General features: G+C 26.8%; 24 protein-coding genes. 6 read left to right on the forward strand and 18 right to left on the reverse strand.

Annotated features, from left to right (window positions below):
• Nucleotides 1-103: 103 nt before the first annotated feature.
• Nucleotides 104-847 carry a phosphatase gene (locus KGF41_RS07485; protein WP_227850270.1) on the forward strand — a complete coding sequence of 248 codons (744 nt, stop codon included), beginning with the start codon at nt 104-106 and terminating at the stop codon, nt 845-847.
• A gap of 75 nt (nt 848-922) precedes the next feature.
• Entirely contained in the window at nt 923-1,222 is a 300-nt protein-coding gene (locus KGF41_RS07490; protein WP_227827735.1) for a hypothetical protein, read from the forward strand.
• Between the two features lie 524 nt (nt 1,223-1,746).
• On the opposite strand, the gene KGF41_RS07495 is transcribed toward KGF41_RS07490, so the two are convergent.
• Both KGF41_RS07495 and KGF41_RS07500 read right to left on the reverse strand, forming a co-directional pair.
• A complete protein-coding gene (locus tag KGF41_RS07495; protein ID WP_227827736.1) occupies nt 1,747-1,965 on the reverse strand; it encodes a hypothetical protein in 219 nt (72 codons plus the stop codon).
• Nucleotides 1,966-1,986: 21 nt separating this feature from the next.
• Nucleotides 1,987-2,106 carry a helix-turn-helix transcriptional regulator gene (locus tag KGF41_RS07500; protein WP_227827737.1) on the reverse strand — a complete coding sequence of 40 codons (120 nt, stop codon included), beginning with the start codon at nt 2,104-2,106 and terminating at the stop codon, nt 1,987-1,989.
• Nucleotides 2,107-2,319: 213 nt separating this feature from the next.
• Between KGF41_RS07500 and KGF41_RS07505 the strand changes: the two genes are divergently transcribed.
• Complete coding sequence (locus KGF41_RS07505) at nt 2,320-2,631, forward strand: DUF6442 family protein (RefSeq protein ID WP_227827738.1); 312 nt, start codon at nt 2,320-2,322, stop codon at nt 2,629-2,631.
• A gap of 4 nt (nt 2,632-2,635) precedes the next feature.
• Nucleotides 2,636-2,845 (forward strand): helix-turn-helix transcriptional regulator, encoded by a 210-nt coding sequence (locus KGF41_RS07510; RefSeq protein ID WP_227827739.1) that lies wholly within the window; start codon nt 2,636-2,638, stop codon nt 2,843-2,845.
• Between the two features lie 408 nt (nt 2,846-3,253).
• On the opposite strand, the gene KGF41_RS07515 is transcribed toward KGF41_RS07510, so the two are convergent.
• Nucleotides 3,254-3,460 carry a hypothetical protein gene (locus KGF41_RS07515; RefSeq protein WP_227827740.1) on the reverse strand — a complete coding sequence of 69 codons (207 nt, stop codon included), beginning with the start codon at nt 3,458-3,460 and terminating at the stop codon, nt 3,254-3,256.
• 413 nt (nt 3,461-3,873) lie between these two features.
• Nucleotides 3,874-4,269: a pyridoxamine 5'-phosphate oxidase family protein gene (locus KGF41_RS07520; RefSeq protein ID WP_227842625.1), complete on the reverse strand. Its 396-nt coding sequence runs from the start codon at nt 4,267-4,269 to the stop codon at nt 3,874-3,876.
• 141 nt (nt 4,270-4,410) lie between these two features.
• Between KGF41_RS07520 and KGF41_RS07525 the strand changes: the two genes are divergently transcribed.
• The gene (locus tag KGF41_RS07525) at nt 4,411-4,803 is read left to right on the forward strand and encodes a winged helix-turn-helix transcriptional regulator (RefSeq protein ID WP_227827742.1); all 393 of its coding nucleotides are present in this window, start codon (nt 4,411-4,413) and stop codon (nt 4,801-4,803) included.
• Between the two features lie 96 nt (nt 4,804-4,899).
• On the opposite strand, the gene KGF41_RS07530 is transcribed toward KGF41_RS07525, so the two are convergent.
• Nucleotides 4,900-5,868 carry an aldo/keto reductase gene (locus KGF41_RS07530; protein WP_227827743.1) on the reverse strand — a complete coding sequence of 323 codons (969 nt, stop codon included), beginning with the start codon at nt 5,866-5,868 and terminating at the stop codon, nt 4,900-4,902.
• A gap of 286 nt (nt 5,869-6,154) precedes the next feature.
• Between KGF41_RS07530 and KGF41_RS07535 the strand changes: the two genes are divergently transcribed.
• Nucleotides 6,155-6,763 carry a TetR/AcrR family transcriptional regulator gene (locus KGF41_RS07535; protein WP_227827744.1) on the forward strand — a complete coding sequence of 203 codons (609 nt, stop codon included), beginning with the start codon at nt 6,155-6,157 and terminating at the stop codon, nt 6,761-6,763.
• Between the two features lie 128 nt (nt 6,764-6,891).
• On the opposite strand, the gene KGF41_RS07540 is transcribed toward KGF41_RS07535, so the two are convergent.
• The 13 genes from KGF41_RS07540 to KGF41_RS07600 form a co-directional block, all read right to left on the reverse strand.
• Nucleotides 6,892-7,308, reverse strand: a complete 417-nt coding sequence (locus KGF41_RS07540; RefSeq protein ID WP_227827745.1) for a DUF3788 domain-containing protein — start codon at nt 7,306-7,308, stop codon at nt 6,892-6,894.
• A 17-nt stretch (nt 7,309-7,325) separates the two neighbouring features.
• Nucleotides 7,326-8,234: an AraC family transcriptional regulator gene (locus KGF41_RS07545; RefSeq protein ID WP_227827746.1), complete on the reverse strand. Its 909-nt coding sequence runs from the start codon at nt 8,232-8,234 to the stop codon at nt 7,326-7,328.
• 181 nt (nt 8,235-8,415) lie between these two features.
• A complete protein-coding gene (gene splB / locus KGF41_RS07550) occupies nt 8,416-9,438 on the reverse strand; it encodes a spore photoproduct lyase (protein WP_227827747.1) in 1,023 nt (340 codons plus the stop codon).
• Between the two features lie 198 nt (nt 9,439-9,636).
• A complete protein-coding gene (locus tag KGF41_RS07555) occupies nt 9,637-10,767 on the reverse strand; it encodes an iron-containing alcohol dehydrogenase (RefSeq protein ID WP_227827748.1) in 1,131 nt (376 codons plus the stop codon).
• 307 nt (nt 10,768-11,074) lie between these two features.
• Entirely contained in the window at nt 11,075-13,015 is a 1,941-nt protein-coding gene (gene htpG / locus KGF41_RS07560; RefSeq protein WP_227827749.1) for a molecular chaperone HtpG, read from the reverse strand.
• 112 nt (nt 13,016-13,127) lie between these two features.
• Nucleotides 13,128-14,498, reverse strand: coding sequence for a tetratricopeptide repeat protein (locus KGF41_RS21120; protein ID WP_227827750.1), 1,371 nt, complete (start codon nt 14,496-14,498; stop codon nt 13,128-13,130).
• Between the two features lie 31 nt (nt 14,499-14,529).
• Nucleotides 14,530-14,904 carry a FliM/FliN family flagellar motor switch protein gene (locus KGF41_RS07570; RefSeq protein ID WP_227827751.1) on the reverse strand — a complete coding sequence of 125 codons (375 nt, stop codon included), beginning with the start codon at nt 14,902-14,904 and terminating at the stop codon, nt 14,530-14,532.
• Nucleotides 14,905-14,906: 2 nt separating this feature from the next.
• The gene (locus tag KGF41_RS07575) at nt 14,907-15,788 is read right to left on the reverse strand and encodes a FliM/FliN family flagellar motor switch protein (protein ID WP_227842629.1); all 882 of its coding nucleotides are present in this window, start codon (nt 15,786-15,788) and stop codon (nt 14,907-14,909) included.
• Nucleotides 15,789-15,810: 22 nt separating this feature from the next.
• Nucleotides 15,811-16,572: a flagellar hook-basal body complex protein gene (locus KGF41_RS07580; protein ID WP_227827753.1), complete on the reverse strand. Its 762-nt coding sequence runs from the start codon at nt 16,570-16,572 to the stop codon at nt 15,811-15,813.
• Between the two features lie 20 nt (nt 16,573-16,592).
• Nucleotides 16,593-17,366, reverse strand: coding sequence for a flagellar hook-basal body complex protein (locus KGF41_RS21125; protein WP_227856537.1), 774 nt, complete (start codon nt 17,364-17,366; stop codon nt 16,593-16,595).
• 40 nt (nt 17,367-17,406) lie between these two features.
• Nucleotides 17,407-17,574 (reverse strand): flagellar protein, encoded by a 168-nt coding sequence (locus tag KGF41_RS07590; protein WP_227842630.1) that lies wholly within the window; start codon nt 17,572-17,574, stop codon nt 17,407-17,409.
• Nucleotides 17,575-17,576: 2 nt separating this feature from the next.
• Complete coding sequence (locus KGF41_RS07595) at nt 17,577-18,002, reverse strand: DUF6115 domain-containing protein (protein ID WP_227827756.1); 426 nt, start codon at nt 18,000-18,002, stop codon at nt 17,577-17,579.
• A gap of 12 nt (nt 18,003-18,014) precedes the next feature.
• A complete protein-coding gene (locus KGF41_RS07600) occupies nt 18,015-18,716 on the reverse strand; it encodes a sigma-70 family RNA polymerase sigma factor (protein ID WP_227827757.1) in 702 nt (233 codons plus the stop codon).
• Nucleotides 18,717-18,728: the final 12 nt, after the last annotated feature.

An 18,728-nucleotide genomic window follows, 5' to 3' on the forward strand; every position in this document is an offset into this window, starting at 1 on the left:
TATTTTAATATTTTTGTCTAATTGTGTAACTATTGATTTTCTTTCCTGTTCGTTTTATAATATAAATTACGTTACCCTCATCTTTTATAGAGGAGGAATTTATATGAATTTTTTATCAGATTTACACACCCACTCTATAGTCAGTGGTCATGGCTATAGCACTTTGTTAGAAAATATTAATTATTGTAAAGAAAATGGAATTAAGATACTAGGTACATCTGAACATGGTCCTAAGATGCCTGGTTCTCCCCACAAATGGTACTTTCACAACATTCAAAATATCCCAAGAACCATAAATAACATTATAATCTTAAGAGGATGTGAAGCAAATATACTAGACACTGAAGGAAACATAGATCTAGACCCTTTTGTCATTCCTCGATTAGATTATCTTATCTTGTCATTTCACGAAGCCGTTTTTTCACCAAATACATTAGAGAATAATACTAAAGCCTTAATAAATGCAATAAATAAGCATGATAATATTGAAATATTAGGCCACCTTGGAAACCCAAACTACCCAATCGACTATGAATTAATCATTAAATTAGCCATGGAAAAGAATATCTTAATAGAAATAAATAATTGTTCTATCAAAGGCGTGTCAAGAAATGGTAGCTCGGATAATTGTAAGTATATTGCTACACTTTGCAAAAAATATGGTGCTAAAATCATACTAACTTCAGATGCTCACATTTGTTTTGATATAGGTAACTATGAGTATTCTGAGAATATCTTAAAAGAAATTAATTTTCCAGATGAATTAATAATGAATTATCCTAAAAAACTTATTAATCATTTTCACCAAAAAGGTAAATTACTAGATGTTGATTATACAAATATTTGAGTAATAATACATGCTTGCTTTAACTCTTATAAAAATCTTAATACTATTTATATTATATGAAATGAGGATATTATAATGAAGAGGCTATTTAATAAACTAATAAATGAGGATATTTCTAATAAAATATATATTATTGGTATTGACGGTTTAGGAGGGTCAGGTAAAAGTACACTTGCTAATTCACTAAAATTACAATTGCAAAATTTGAATTATCCTTCTTACATCTTACACATTTATTATTTTATACATCCTAAGTTTATTAGGTATAATAATTCTAAAGAAGAGTGGGATTGTTATTACAATATCCAATGGAGATATGATTATTTACTAAATGAAATTTTAGTTCCTATAAAAAATGGAGATAAAATATTATAAAGAAAATGATAGATATATAGGTAATTTAGAAGATATAAAATGTAAATAGAAAAATAGGTACTTCCCCGCTGAAGAAAAATATACCTTGGAATATTATCCTATTGAAAATGCCAATCTCATATTAACTACAAATAGACTATAATTTACGTATTTGTCTACTTTTTATGTATTTACAAAAAAGGTACTATATTATCAATGTTTTAGTATAGTACCTTAAGTGAATGTTTATAGTGTAAATTAAAATTCTTCATCTATATCACAAGTAATTATTTACTATTACAAATCTATTGTATAGACTTTACTCTAAATTAATTTGAATTCTTTTATTCTCTTTATAAGTTCTTTAAATCTTGGATTATCTTTTATAGCATCAAATGATTCATTTCCCTCAAATAAAAGATTAATATTATATTTCATATACTCATTTGTTTAATAACTTTTTCCATATCTCTATCTGATATTTCAATATCTTCATTAGATAAGATTAAATCATAATTTATTAGTCCCACTACTATTTTACCTCACTATTGATACATTAGAATGCGCAATTCATAATTAATATTCTTTGATAGTTTTTTAGAGAATCTTACATTTTTAAATTTAGATTCAAGTACATTACTTTGCTGTTGGTGCTCATACTGAAATTCATCATATTGATTTCTTAACCATATGTACTTCTTATAAAGTTCTTCTACTTGTTTGTTTAATTTCATTATTGGTTTAGCAAGCAGGTATGCATACATTGTTTTTTATCTTTAACTAGGTTATACTCCTAATTCCCATTTACTAATAGTTTGCCTAGATACATTTAGTCTTTCAGCCAACAATTCTTGATAATAATTATATTTCTTTCTTAGTTTTATAATCTTGTCTCCTAAATTCATATATTAAACTCCTTTCAAGTTAAAAATAATTGTATTTCAATTATAAAGTATTAAACTCAGCTGTTCTATAAAGCGGAGTTTGAAATATATTTTAAAGAGATAAATCTGGTGAATTTATGCCAAGTTTTATTGTCAAATCTATTGACAAGTAAACTTGGTATGATATAATGAAAATACCAAGTAAACTTGTCATATAAATAGGAGGTGTCTTATATGAATAAAGAAGAAATTTTAAGTAAAAGTCGTCAATCTAATAAAGATGAAGGATTAGAGTATATTGAAAATAAGGGTATAAAAGTAGGATATTCAATTTTCATATGTGTATTCTGCTTTATTGTAATATTTAACGCCTTTATTGGACAAAAAAGTGATGCAGTATCTGCTTTATTTTGGACATTCGGATTTGCTGAAAATATAGCAAAATACCAATTTACACATGAGAAAAAGAATTTAGTTTTTGCTTTTGGTTTCTTAATTCTGACAATCTTCTCATTGACTAATTTTATTTTATCATCATTGAGGTAAGCATATGAATGAAGAATTGATATTAAAAAATCGCTTAAAAATAGCAAGAACAGAGAAAAAATTATCCCAAAGCCAACTGGCAGAAATGGTTGGAGTATCAAGAAATACAATTAGTTCAATAGAAACAGGTCAGTTTAATCCAACAGCAAAGTTAGCACTTATTTTATGTATTGCTCTAGATAAAAAATTTGAAGATTTATTTTACTTTGAGTAAATCTTCATGTAATCATAAAATATTAGAGAATGTATAGAACTCTATATTTTATTTATATAACTTAAAATAAAAAGATTTCAATAAATAAAACAAACTATTCTTTAATTACACTTAATATTGCATCCAGTGTTTATATATTTATTATTTAAATGTTAAAAGTGAAAACCTTAGAGGATTTTTGCATTATATAAAATCAAAATAAATAGCCAAATTGAAATATATAACATACTTAGAACGATAGTAATAGAAATTATAACTTTTTTAATAGTTACAATTTTATACCTTATGGTATAAAACTAAAAAAGCATCAACTAAAAATAAAGTAAGTCTTATTATAAGACTTACTTTATTTTTAGTTATATATGATAGTCAATACAAACTATCTTATTCTATGTAATTATTAACACCTTAATCAATTTTATTAAAAATAACCGTCTTCTCTTTTAAAGAAATTTTTCCAACTTGATATCCATATTCATTTAATTCTTTTTTATATTTCAAAAAAGAATGATCTATCTCTATTCCAGCAATATTTTTTATTTCTTCAAAAGTTAATTTAAATGGTGAAGTACCATTTTTCTCAACATATTCCCACAAAGAACTATATTTACTCACTTTATATCACTCCTTTTAAAATTATATCTTATCTATTAATTTATATTCTATCACTATTAATTTATAAAGTCATGCTACTTATTATTTATATACAAAAATATATAAATAATAAGTAGTAATTTTTTATAATCATAATATTTTCTTCATATTAAATAAAAATTACTTGCAATCATTTACAGTTAAAATATTTTTAAAAGGAATTACACTCCATAATAAAATAAACTTTAATTATTCTTATTTTTGTTATGAAATTATTCAAAACAATATGTAATTGTTGGAATATAAATCTAATAACTAAAAATTTTTACACATTTACTGCTTAAAAATCTTTTTATTGTCTTTAGGTTTAAATTTCTAATATCTTAGTAGTAACGTTTTCTTAACTTTCGTCATAAATGTTGATTCAGCTATAATTAAAGTTCTATATCAACTTTTTTACCACTCATTGAACAGCAACTAATTTTTGCATTATCAATAGAGAATATTTCAAATTTACCATCTCCTACAGAGTACATTTTACTTAGGCTTGGCATTATTTCAAGTGCTTTAGCTTGTGTTTCTTTTGATGTAACAAATACTGCTTCACCTAAAATACGTAAGGTATTAAATTTTTGGTCGATACAGCAAATTTCAACCTTTGGATTAAAAATAAGTTGCTTAAACATATTTTTTTGGTTAGATGTACAAAATGTCAGTTTTCCATCGTACTCCATAACGAATCCAAGAGGACGTACATGTGCTTGATTACTTTCATCAGTTGTTGCTAAATAATAAACTCCTGCTTTGTTTAAAAAATCTAATGCTTTCATAATTATTACACCCCTTTTAAATAGTTGTATTAAGGATTATCCTTTGATATAATTTTAATATAAAATAAGAAAAAAACAAGTATGCAGTTTTTTCTGATAAAGTATAAAAAAGATACTATTGGAATTGAGGAGTGAATTAAAATGAGTTTAGATAATAAAAATAATATAACTGAAAATGATGAAGAATTAACTTGTCCAATACGTTATGCATTAGATATTGTTGGTGGAAAATGGAAATTACCTATTATATGTATGTTAGCAGTTGATAATCCAATTAGGTATAGTAGTATAAAAAGAAAACTAGATGGAATTACAAATACTATGCTAGCTCAATCATTAAAAGATTTAGAGTCTGATGGTATTGTTCATCGCAAACAATACAATGAAATTCCTCCAAAAGTTGAATATACATTAACGGATAAGGGTAAAAGTATCGTACCTATTTTGCGACAATTTGCTAATTGGGGTGCTATCAATATGCAGGAAAAAAACACATGTGGACTTAACTGTAGGGAATGCAGAAAAATAACTTAAATTGATATTTGTTGAATAACTTATACTATAGTTTGTTTATTAGATTATTTAATGGAATGTAAAAAGCCACTCTTTTAAAGGGTGGCTTATGAGAACTTATTTAACTACTTTACCATTCTTAAATTTCATGTTAGGAAAACTTGCACCTAAAATTTCATTCTCATTTATAGCATTTTCTATTCTTCTAATATCTTCATCACTTAGTTTAATATTTTTGGCTTTTAAGGAATCCCTTAGCGTCACTCTTCTTGATGCCCCAACTAAAGTTATGATATCATCTCCTTTTGATAATACCCATGCAAGAGCTATTTGTGGAATAGTAGCTTTTTTTTCATTTGCTATTTCTCTTAGATTTTCTACGAGTCCAAGGTTTTTGTCTATATTTTCATCAAAAAACAAAGGTATCATAGAGTTATATCTTTGACCATTAGCTTTTGACCAAACTCCACTTAAAAGTCCATGAGCAAGAGCACCAAAAGCAACAACCCCTATCTCTAATTCTCTAGCAGTTGGTAATATATTTTTTTCTATTTCTCTATTGAAAAGAGAATATTCAGCTTCTATAAGGCTTATCGGATGAACTTTATTAGCTCTTCTTAAAGTTTCAGCATCAACTTGAGTGATACCTATATACTTTATATACCCTTCTTTTACTAGGTCAGAAATAGCTCCAATAGTTTCCTCTACAGGTATAGCTAAATCTATTCTAGCTGGTTGATAAAGGTCTATGTAATCTAAATTTAATCTCTTAAGAGTTTGAGCTACATGACTTTTTATGTTAAAAGGATTAACATCAAGACCATACATTTGACCATTAGGTGCAACAAGAGCTCCAGTTTTTACAGATACAAAAGCATCATCTCTTTTTCTGCCTTTAAGAGCTTCACCTATTATCATTTCACTTTGCCCTGCACCATAAAAGTCAGCTGTATTTAACATATTTATACCACTATCTAAAGCTTCATGAATTGTAGCTATATTTTCAGATTTATTATCAAGCTTTATCATTCCTCCACAACCTAGTCCAAGTTTATAAAGTTCCAAATTATTATTTTTATATTTCATTTTATAACCTCCCAATATTAAATTTAATGTACTTTTAAAGTAATACAAGATTAATCAAAACATAGGATAATATAAAATACTTTTTCCTCTTCATCAACTTTTATGTAAATAATATCTTAGTCTTTATAGATTTTAGATTTATAATATAAAACCAAAATCTTTAATTTATCTATCCTAGAATGACTTAAATATTTTTTAGTACATTTGTACTATATTTGACATTGTAGTACTAATGTACTAAAATGTCAAATAAAAGTTATTATAAATTTTTATTGGAGGATTCAATATGGCAAAACAAACAAAAGTGGATATTTTAATTAAAGCTCGTGATTTATTTAATGAATATGGCTATAATAATGTATCTATGAGAAATGTTGCTGATGCTTTAGGAATGAGTGTTGGGAACTTAACATATTATTTTAAAAAAAAGGAAGATTTAATTGAGGAAGTAGTTGCATACAAACATAAAAATTATAAGAAAATAGATATCCCTGAGTCATTACAGGATTTAAATGAGCTATTTTTAAATTCATTGAGTATTCAAAATGAAAATGCATATTATTTTAAGCACTATGACCAACTATCTCAAATAAGCCCTAAAATATATAAATTTCAACTTGACTTCATAAAAGAACTTAAAGAATTCTTGAAAGAAAGTTTTCTTAATTTACAAAATTCTAATTTAATTCAAGAATGTACAATTCCTAATCAGATAGAAAATATTATTGAATGTATTTTAACAATACTTATATATAAACCAGTTGGCACTAAAGAACTTGATGAACATGATAGTATAAAAAACACTCTAAACTGTTTATGGAGCATTATTTTTATGTTTCTTACTGATAAAGGAAAAAGTATATATTTAAACTCTATCTCAAATCAATTTCAATAATAATTGATAAACATAAGTTATATAATATCATTAAAAATTGAAATACAAAAGCTTCTCAAATTCATACAAGCTATTAAAAGTTAATATATAAAAACAGGATGAGTATATAAGTCACCCTGTTTTATATATTAAACTCTAAATTTAATAAGCTCAAGTGTGTCATTTAATGTCGACATACTATCTATTTGAATCATTAACCACTTACTTCCATTAAAAAATTTTATCTCATTGTACAATTGTTTTATATAATCACAACAAGTATTAATAAATAAGTCAACTTCTACTCTATTACTTTCATTTACAATGACTAAAGCTTTGAAAGAACCTTCTTGAGGATATAAAGTACATAATGACTTTCCTCTTTTTTTGTATTTTACATTCCAACCTCTTTGCATTGAACATTTACTATACTCAAGTTTTGGTTCCACATTATATGTTGAACTTAATACACTATTTAACTTGTCCCATAATGGGCTATTAATAAATTCTTTAATTTGTTCAAGTGTTGGTTTATTATCTTGGAAAAATGTATCTTGCCAATCCATATTTACCACCCTTTCCCCTATTTAATAGGAACTGGAACAATCCAATGTTCCAGATATGCTACTTCAGATGTAGATGGATAATACATTTCAATTGCAAAATCAGTTGTTGTTAGATTATGTTTCTTCATCCATCTCTCCATAAACTTGTCAGCTTTAAAAACAGCTGAGTCAACTAACTCATCAAAATTTTCTGCTTCAAACCCACATACTAAATACTCTCTAGCAGGTAACTCAAAAGAACTATATCCTTCTACTGATGTACCTGGCTCTACCTCTACTCCTGCCATATAAATACAATTTCCTTCTTTTGCATTACCCATATAAAGAGCACCAAAATCATTTCCACCTGGAATTTGATTTGGTATATTATGTTTTTGGCTACCAAATTTCATCCATAATTCCTTTGCTATTGCAATACCTGTTGTTTCGCCACCCATTAGTTGGCAAATAGGTATTTCTCCTTCAAGACCAACAAAAGTTCTTGGTTTACTTAATTTTTTACGATTTACTTCAATTACTATACCATCTGTAATCAATGGTACACCTTCATCCACCATGACATAATTTAAAATTAACTCTGGCTTAACAAATTGATTGAGTTTTACTGGATTTTCTCTATATTTTTCTGGAGTTAATCCATATGCTTTTTTAAAGGAACGTGTAAATGTTTCATGGCTATCAAATCCAAAATTTAAAGCTACATCAAGTATACGATTCTTATGTTCTGCTAAGTATTCAGAAGCTTTTGCAAGACGACGAAGTTTTATATACTCCATTACAGTCTTATTTACTAATCTTTTAAATAGTCTTTGATAGTAAAATGGTGATAAATTTGCTTTATTTGCTAATTCATTGATTGATATTTCTTCTGATAAGTTTGCTTCTATTAAATCTAATGTAATTTGAATAGATTCCCATGCATGCATATCATAACTCCTCCTGATATTTTTATTAATCCTATATTTTTATATTATCAAAACTTAAAAAAATAGTCTTGATAGACAGTGCCTTTTTTATTTTCTCATATGACAGTACTAAATCCTATCACTTTATTATAAACATAGAATATATAAAAATAAAATATAGCAAATCTTTAGATAAGATTTGCTATATTATATATTTTATTAAGCTATTTTTAAATACTTCATTGATTTCCTTATGAAAGAACTCTTTCATATCATCTAATTGCTCTTTAGTATATACATATTTTCCATATCCAAATTGACCATATTTAAACTTTCTATTATCATTTTCCATTGGCAATAATGTGTCTGGATAAATTTCTAATATTCTATTCTTTGCTTTAGTTGTATATCTATGTGATATAACTTCAAATATAATTTTTCTATCAAAATCTTTTGGAAGAGCTTCTTTTATGCTTCTAATCAGACTTCTATATTCCTCTTTCCAACCTTCATATAAAAATACAGGAGCTATTATAAATCCAATCTGATATCCAGCTTTTGCAAGTTTTACGGCTGATTCTATTCTTTTATTTGCAGAAGCCGTATAATGTTCATGCCCATCTATAATTCTAGGTGTATTTATACTAAATCTTATCTCTGTATGATTATTATGCTCAGCATCCAACAAGCTATCTATATCACTGTATTTAGTAACAAATCTAAATCTTCCCTTTTCTTCTTTTCCAAAAAACTCTATTGTCTTTTTCAGTGAATTAGTATATGGTTCTACTGGAACAGGGTCTGATGTAGCTGCTCCTTCAAATATAGTTACCTGTGGTTTTCTATCTTCAATATATTTCTTTGTTTGTTCAAGTATTTCATCTAGATTTACAAACACTCTTATAAATGGCTTATCACCTAACTGTGTATTTAGATAACAATATTCACATCTTCCCATACATCCACTGACAAGTGGCAATTGATAGTTAGCAGAAGGTTTACATGTTTGAAACTTTAGACTTTTTCTAATCCCAACTACCATAGTTTGTTTTCCACTCCTATATTGTTCATATAGATTTTCACCTGGAATATGTTCCTTAATCCTATTTGATGATATATTAATTATTTCTACATCTTTTTTATCCTTAAATTTATCGTATATGTTTTTCCCAATATTTGTATCTAGGGTGCCTTTTTCAAATATTATTCTTTTAGGATTAAACATTTATTTCACCTCTACTTAAAGTTTTTAAAATGAAGATTTTTATAAAATATTACTTAGTTAATCTTCCCTTTTTTAAGTTCCTTTATTTATCAGAAAGTAAAATAAACATTTGAGATAAATTTATTTTTTTGCATTAACTAATTATAAGTTTATTTACTTATAACAACCAACACAACCAATTTTTATCTAAAATTTAATCTATAAAGATTTATAGTATATTTCTCTTATTTGTTCCTTATTAAAAGTCTTTGGATGTCTCTTAATATTTGCAGCAGATATTTTCATACAATTATCAGTTAACCAATCAATATCTGATTTTACAATACCTAGGTCACTTAGTTTTATATCTAAATCTATCTTTTTAAGGAAATTTTTGATTGCATCTGAACAGTCTTCTGCACAAGTTCCGCCCAATATTTTTGATATATTTTCAAACCTTTCAATATCACTATCCCATGAACTTTCTATAATAGTTGGAGTTAAAGCTGCAAGTCCTTTTCCATGCATTACATCTCTAAGACCACTTACAGGGTGCTCCATGCCATGTTGAAGAGTTGTTCCAGCTGTACCAATTGTCATCCCACCAATAGTACTTGCAAGTGTTATTCTCTCCCAAGCTTCTAAATCATCAGAATTATTGTATACATTTACTAAGCTTTCTGATATAAGTTCAATCCCATAGATAGCTTGTACATCTGCAAGAGGATTTCTTCCATTCGAAAGATATGCTTCTATGTTGTGAGCAAGTGCATCAAATCCAACTGATGCAATTATATGTTTTGGCATTGTTACCATAAGCTCTGGGTCAATTATTGAGGCTTTTGCATACATGCTATTCTTTTTTATAGATTTTTTATCTTTAGTATCTGAATTTGTAAGCACTGCAAAACAATTCCCTTCACTACCTGTGCCTGATGTTGTTGGGACTAAAACTATAGGTAGGGCCTCTTCACCTTGTTTAATTCCAAATATGTAATCATTCAAATCTCCTGGATTTTTATAAGAAAAAGCTATACTTTTAGCTGCATCCATTATACTTCCACCACCAAGGCCTAAAACACAATCACAACCAGTTTCTTTTATAGCTTCTACTCCTGCATATATAGTAGTTATAAGAGGATTTTGCTCTACTCTATCAAAAACTTCATATTCTACTTTAGCACCTTTTAGCAAATCTATTGTCTTATCAAGTAACCCTGTTTTCTTTGTACTGTTTTTCCCAGTTACAATTAATACTTTTTTACCATATTTGGATACTTCTATACCTACATCATTAATTCTCCCTCTTCCAAATAAAATATTTACTGGCAAATTATAATTAAAATTCATGCTAAAACCTCCTATTTTTCTACTTTAGTAATAACTTTATTTTTTAATAAAAGTGTAATTATGTATTGAAACATAATTTATAAAATAATCTTTTACTTAATTATATGTATTATCTTCTTTCATATCAAGTTAACTCTATTTAATCAAATATATTTCTTGTTGAAGTACAGTTAACTGTTTAAAACTTAACTAAAAATTATAAAAACAAAAAAGAGTTACCTAAAGATAATTTCAATCATCTTAAGATAACTCTTCTCATTGTTCTATTTTACACATTTTTAAAACTTTATTTTTCTATATTTTAAGTCTATAGTTCTATTAACATATTCATAAGTTTATTACTTCTTTGTACAAATGAATCTAATTCTCCTGGATTTAATTCTTTATTAGAAAGTAAAGCTAAATCAGCTATTTGATTACATATAAGTGCTACTTTATCTTTCTTTTCTTCATCATCTTTAAGAGAAACTAATTTTTTGATAATCAGGCTGTTTTCATTTATTACAAGAGTCTTTTCTTCCTCAAAACTCATTCCTAAATCCATTCCAGCAAATCTTGACTGCATTTCTGCCATTCTAATAGATTGTTCAGATACTAAAATCATAGCTGGAGTTTCTTCGTTTTTTAATCCTTCTACAGAATAATTTTTTACTCTTTCTCCAACAGCTTCTTTAAATAATCCTTCTATCTTGGCTATCTCTTCTTTATTTTCTTCACTATCTTTATTTTCATTTTTGTCTTTTAATACATCAGAAAGGTCTGCATCTATCCTGTTAAATTTAACACCATTTTCTTTGTATTCCATAAATGAAATAAAATGAGTGTCTATTGATGAATTTAATACCACAGCATTTAGGTCATATTCCTTAAATAGTTTAATATATTGTGATTGTTGCTCTTTATCACTTACATAGAATACTTTATTTTCATGTTTTTCTTTACATTTTTCTAAGTAATCTTGAAGTGTTATATACTCGTCATCAATAGTTTTAAATAATATACATTCTTTCACCTTTTCATAGAAGCTCTCATCTTTTAAACAACCATATTTAATAAATATTTGTATATCATCCCAGAACTTGTTATATTCTTCCCTTTGATTTTTACAAAGAGATTTTAACTTATCTGCTACTTTTTTAATTATATGTTTAGAAATTTTACTTACATCTCTATCATTTTGTAAAAAGCTTCTTGATACATTTAGTGGTAAATCTGGGCAGTCTATTACACCTTTTAATAAAAGTAAAAACTCTGGTATAACTTCTTTTATGTTGTCAGCTACAAAGACCTGATTGTTATATAATTTTACTTTTCCTTCTGTCAATTCAAATTCATTTTTTAATTTAGGGAAATAAAGTATACCCTTTAAATTGAAAGGATAATCAACATTTAGATGTATCCAAAATAAAGGTTCATCAAATACATTGAATACTTTTCTATAAAACTCTTTATACTCATCATCAGTACAATCCTTTGGAGATTTAAGCCATAAAGGATTAGTATCATTCAAGGGTTCAATTACCTTTGAATCTATAACTTCTTCTTCTTTTCCATCTTCTTTTTGCTTTTTAGCTTTTTCTTCAGCTTCCTTAGCTTCTCTTTCTAATCTTTCAACATCTTCTAAATATATCTCTACTGGTAGGAAAGAACAGTATTTGTTTATTACTCCTCTTACAGTAAATTCATCTAAAAATTCCTTACTATCATCATCAATAAATAGTGTTATAGTAGTTCCTCTGTCATGTCTACTATCTGATTCAGATATTTCATATTCTGTACCACCTTCAGATATCCATCTTACAGGAGTTGCTCCTTCCACATATGAAAGTGTATCTATTTGTACTTTTTTAGACACCATAAATGCAGAATAAAACCCTAACCCAAAATGACCTATTATGTCATTTGACTCTTCCATTTTATCCTTATATTTATTAAAGAAATCTTCTGCACCTGAAAAGGCAACTTGGTTTATGTATTTTTTTATTTCTTCCTCAGTCATACCTATTCCATTATCAATAAATTTAAGTGTACCCTCACCCTTGTTTACAGATACAGTAATTTTATACTCTGATGGATTATTTTCTGATATTTCTCCTAATGATACAAGTCTTTTGTATTTACTTACTGCATCACATGCATTACTGATAAGCTCTCTTATAAATATGTCCTTATCAGAATATAACCATTTTTTAATTATAGGAAAAATATTTTCTGTATGAATTGAAATACTTCCTTTTTCAAACTCCATTTTTATCCCTCCTCATTTTATAATTATTATTTTAAATTTTTTAAAATAGTATGTCAATATATTATAAATAAATTATTTTAAAATGAAATAGTTTATTTTTCTTATTTATTTTTTATTCTTCTTTTAAAATTTCCTTTACCTTTGAGTTATTATACATACTATTAGGAACCTTATTAACTAGTTTTTTTAATGTCAATTTAGAATTTTTTAAATCACCTTTATTATAATACATCATACCTAAATTATAATATGATTCATCAAAATAGGCATCTTCTTCTGAGTAATTTTCTACATACATTTTATAATATTCTTCAGCAGTATTATAGTCTTTTAATTTTTCACTAAGAGTAGCTACTTGATAAGTTGCTTCTGATGTGTTCCCTTTATTTCCACCAGTATCTACTACCTTTTTATATAACTGTATAGAAGACTTTGTTTTCTTTTCCTTCTTTAAATTATTCGCTTTAGACATCAATTCATCTTCTGTAAATAAATCAGTATTTTTATCATTTTCATTATCTACAGTACTTTTTTCAGAGTTTACATCTTCTTTATCATCACTTCTATCATTATTATTTGAATTAGAAGTGTTATCCTTATTTTCTTTATCATTTAAGCTAGAATTTAGTTTTTCTTCATTTTTAACACTAGTATTTTCAGACATCTGCTTTTTTAAATTATTCATCTTATAAGAACTATATATATTTTGTCCTATTAATAATATACCTAATATTATTGCTAAATGTAGATATTTATTTTTTTTAATACTTTTTTTCTTATTAGAAGTTAAATTTTTCTGTTTTTCAGTTCTATTATCTTTCTTAACTACATCTTTAGTTTCATCAAATTTAGAGTGTTTAATATTTCTATGTAAAAATTCACTCTCATCAATATCTACATCTGCATTACTTTTGATTTGTTTATTATATGTATCTAATATATTATTCTCTTGGTTTAATAAATGATTTTCTTTATCAATCCTTTTTAACACTTCTAAACATTCATCAAATTTTATGTACTCTTCTTCTTTATCATAAATCAAAGCAAGCAACTCATAAGGCTCTATTAAATCGCTGTATTGTTCAGTTATAAATTTAAAACCTTGTATAGCTTCTTTGTACATTCCTTTGTTTATGAATCTTATAAGCTGATTATATTTTTCAAAGAAAATTAAAAACTCCTCAGATGTAAGCATATTTATATACTTTTCACACAGAGCAGTTTTTTCACAAATGGAACTCTTATAGAAACTTTCTACAGCCTCATCAAAATTACATTTTAGTAGGTTTATAAGACCTATAAGATTTAAAATATCTACATCATTTGGGCTTAAATCTCTTGCTTCTTTTAAAAATTTTAATCCACTTGATATACAATTATTATTTATATTATCAATAGATTCATTATATAGAGCACATGAGTCTTTTTTATTGAGTTTTAATATATCTTTCTTTACATCATTTAAGTTTAAAATAAATACCACCTCATGCCATAAGTATTAATTGATTTTGTTTCTAAACAAGAGATTTTACCATGTCCTCTTCACTTACTATACTTGTTACTTTTACACCAAAGTTTAAGTCTACCACTACCACTTTTCCATAAGCCAGTACTTTATTGTCTATTAGTATTTCTACATCTTGGTCTGCTAAAGTATCAAGTTCAATAAGAGAACCTTTATTTAAATTTAAAATATCTCTCAAACTCATCTTAGTTCTTCCTATAACTACAGATAACTCTAACTTAAGGTCAAGTATTCTCTCTATATTATTTCTATTAGTTTCAGAAATTTCTAAAGCTAATTCATCATCTCCACCAATTTCTTTTTCACTTTTATCATTCAATAACATTTTTGCTTCTTCATCTGAAATAAGATTGCTATTATCCATAATTACACCTCTTTTTTGACAGCATCATTTATTTTCACACCCTTTTTACTTGATATAAATCCTGGTGTTGCTGTGTATGATTTTGAATTTTCTACATATACATCTATATAATCATTTATCTTTTTATTTGTTACTATTACATCTCCAACTTCTAGTTTAAGTAAATCCTCAACATTAATTGATACTTTACCTATCTCTGCAATAACTGATAATTCTATATTAGATACACTATCATAGATTTTCTTAGTGAATTCTTCTGAATTATCTCCTGCATCCATATCTAAAAATTCTACTACAGAAATATTTTCCAACATGGCCTCTAAACCATTGTATGGGAAACAAAGTGAAACCGTACCAATATACTCATTATCATTTAGCACTTTTAAATCTACAACACATACAGGTGCAGTTGGTGAACACAATTGTGGTAAATTAATATGTGTGTGTGTATCTAATACTTGTATGTTTTCAAAGCCTTCAAATAAATGCATATTTCTTACTAAATCCTCCATAAGATGTAAAAGTAATTTCTTATCAAGTTCTGTAAGTTCTCTTTTAGTATCTATTATAACTCCATTTCCTCCAGATGTTATATCAATCCACATATCAGCTACACTTCTATCTATTCTAAAAGAAAAGTTTTTCATAATAGGTTCCATCGAATTTTGTACTACTAAACATGAAGATGTTACCCTATCTAAAAAGGTTTGATAATTTACTTGGTCTATATTCTCAACCACCATACTAGAATTACACTTAAGTTCATAAACTATATAGTTTTTATATTTTTTACAGAATTCAGCTAATAAAAAATTTAAACAAGTTAAATTTTCTCTTGAATAACTCTGAGGTTTGCCGAAATCATAATCTTTCATATCATACATGAATATTCCTCACCTTACATAATTATTTAGCTCTTAAATTATTAGCTATTTGCCACATTTCATCTGCTGTCTTTATGCCTTTTGAATTCATTTGAAATGCCCTTTGAGTAGCTATCAAGTCAACAAATTCGTCTTGTAAAGAAACATTTGACCTTTCTCTGTAGCCCTGAACTATATCCACTTTTCCAACTTGTTTGACTTGTCCTGCATCAGTTGCAACAAATAGGCTATCTCCTTCAGATATAAAATTTTGAGTTCCTATAGGTTCATATAAGTTTATCTTTCCTATTTTCTTATTATCTACAGATAAATCTCCATTTCTTGAAACTGTTAAGTTTGTATTATTTATATTTGTATTATTGTAGTTATAACCTGCATCAAATTGAACGTCTAATATATTTCCATTATCATCTACAATCTTACCTAAAGCATCTACATTAAATCCACCATTTCTTGTATATGCATATGTACCATCATTTCTTATTACTCTAAAAAACCCTTCTCCATCTATTGCCAAGTCGCTTTTACTATTTGTTGGAGCTAATGCTCCTTGTTCATAATTTCTCATAGGAGCTGAGACTTTAGAACCAGTTCCAGTTGATATATCTTTACCATTTGTGGGATATGATGGTCTATTTAATACTTCATCTACTAAATCAGAATATTCTATATTTAGCTTTTTATATCCTGTGGAATCATTATTTGCTATGTTATTAGATATTATATCTAGTTTACTTTGATTTGCTGATAAAGCTGTTTTACTAGTATAAAACATTGTGTACATAAAAATTCACCTCCTATTATTTATCTTACTGAACCAATCTCGCTTGCTATTTTTGCTAATTTAGAATCCATAGCTTGAATTATCTTTTGATTTGCTTCATATTCTCTTGAAATTGTCATCATATTGTTGATTTCAGATACCATATCCACATTAGATGACTCTATAGCATTTTGTATTGTATATGCATTATTTGCTTTTATAGCTCCTTCTCCAGAATATAGGTTATCGCCTTCTTTTTTTAGCTTATTATAGTCATTAAAATCTACCATATTAAATTTGTACATAGCATTTCCGTCCAGTAATATTGTATTATCCTTTGCTACTTCAAATTTTTTATTTCCTACATTTATATGACCCACAGCACCAGTAACAGTATTTGTTCCAAGAACATAGTATCCTTCACTAGTTATAAGGTCTCCTTGATTATCTGTCCTAAAATTCCCATTTCTAGTATAAAACTGATTCCCAGCTGCATCACTAACCAAAAAGAACCCCTTACCTTGAATAGCTACATCCATTTTATTATCAGTCTGTTTTATAGGACCTTGGTTAAAATCTGTAATAGTTTCATCCATAGAAACACCTGGACTTATTTTTCCTATCTCTTGCTTTTGTTTAGTTCCATTTGCATAGTTATTGTAACCTTCTAATTTCAATTCATCAAAACTTTTGGTTAAAAGCTGTTTACTTTTATATCCATTAGTATCCATGTTGGCTAGGTTATTGACAACAACATTTTGCTTTTGTTGATTTGTTATCATAGCAGAAACTGCTGTATATAATCCTCTTATCACATTATGACCTCCTTTTTTGTAAATTGTTCAACAAGACTATTTATTCTAAAACTTTCATCTCACTTGCATATTTCATACCTAGTGTTCTGGCCTTTTTTTCTATCTCTGCTTTACTCATATCATTATTACTAAAAAGCATTATACATAAAGTTGATATTAATATACCAATCCCTATTCCTAAAAGTACTTTTTTATCAAATAATAACATTCTTATATTTTGTAACAACTCCTTATTAATGACAGTTCACCCTTTCCAATATCTAGCATCTTGCATATTTCCACATCATCATAACCAGAATTTATAAGATGTTTCACTTTAAGAGATAGCTCATTTTCTTGTTTTATTTCCTGTTTTGATTCTATAAATATATCTTCTTTTTTTTCTTCATTGGTTTTCATTAAGCTATAATTTTCATAAATTTTTATATGATTATTACTTCTTATTTCAGCAAGTACTTTATCTAAAAAGAATCTTCTTTTTTCTGCAACTATCAATCTATCATTTGCCTCATATTCCTGTTCAAATATTTTGTCAAAATATCTGTTATCTTTATTTTTTGATTCCTTATGTAAATTTGCAATTATAGTTACTATTATCAAAATAGACACTACTATTAATATAATTTGTATCCTCACATCAATCACCATCTATATAGAATATTTAAGTTCTTTTATTTTGTTTCTTAGGTTTCTTATTGATTTTCTGTGGAGTTGTGAAACTCTTGATTCTGAAACACCCAGCACTTTCCCTATTTCCTTTAGATTTAAATCTTCATAATAGTACAGTGAAAGTATCAATTTTTCCTTTTCCCTTAAATTACAAATTGCTTGAGATAAAATTTCTAGTTTTTCTTCTTCCTCTATTACATTTGCTGGAATATCTTCCTCTCTGTCACTTATTGTATCTTGTACAGTTTCATTTGTATCTTCAAAGATTACATGGTTTAATGACACAATATTTAGCATATCTATATTATTTTCAATATCATAAAGTTCCTTTTCTGAAATATTTAATTCATTTGCAATTTCATATGAAGTTGGCTCTCTTAATAACTCAGCCTGTAATTTTTCTACTACTCTATTATATTTATTTACTTTAGTTAAATTGTGCTTAGAGATTGGACTTTGATTTCTAATTTCATCTAATATAGCTGATTTTATTTTTATATAAGAGTAACTAGAAAATTTTGCTCCTTTTTCAACATCAAATTTATTTATTGCATCAATCAATCCAATAACTCCACTATTTACTAAATCTTGATATTCAAAGCCTTTCCCAGGTATAAAAAATTTTCTTGCTATACTCTTTACAAGAGGCATATTCTCTTTTATTAATTCTTCTCTATTCATTAACTACGCCTC

It is taken from the genome of Clostridioides sp. ZZV14-6150, from assembly GCF_020657875.1.
GTDB lineage: Bacteria > Bacillota > Clostridia > Peptostreptococcales > Peptostreptococcaceae > Clostridioides.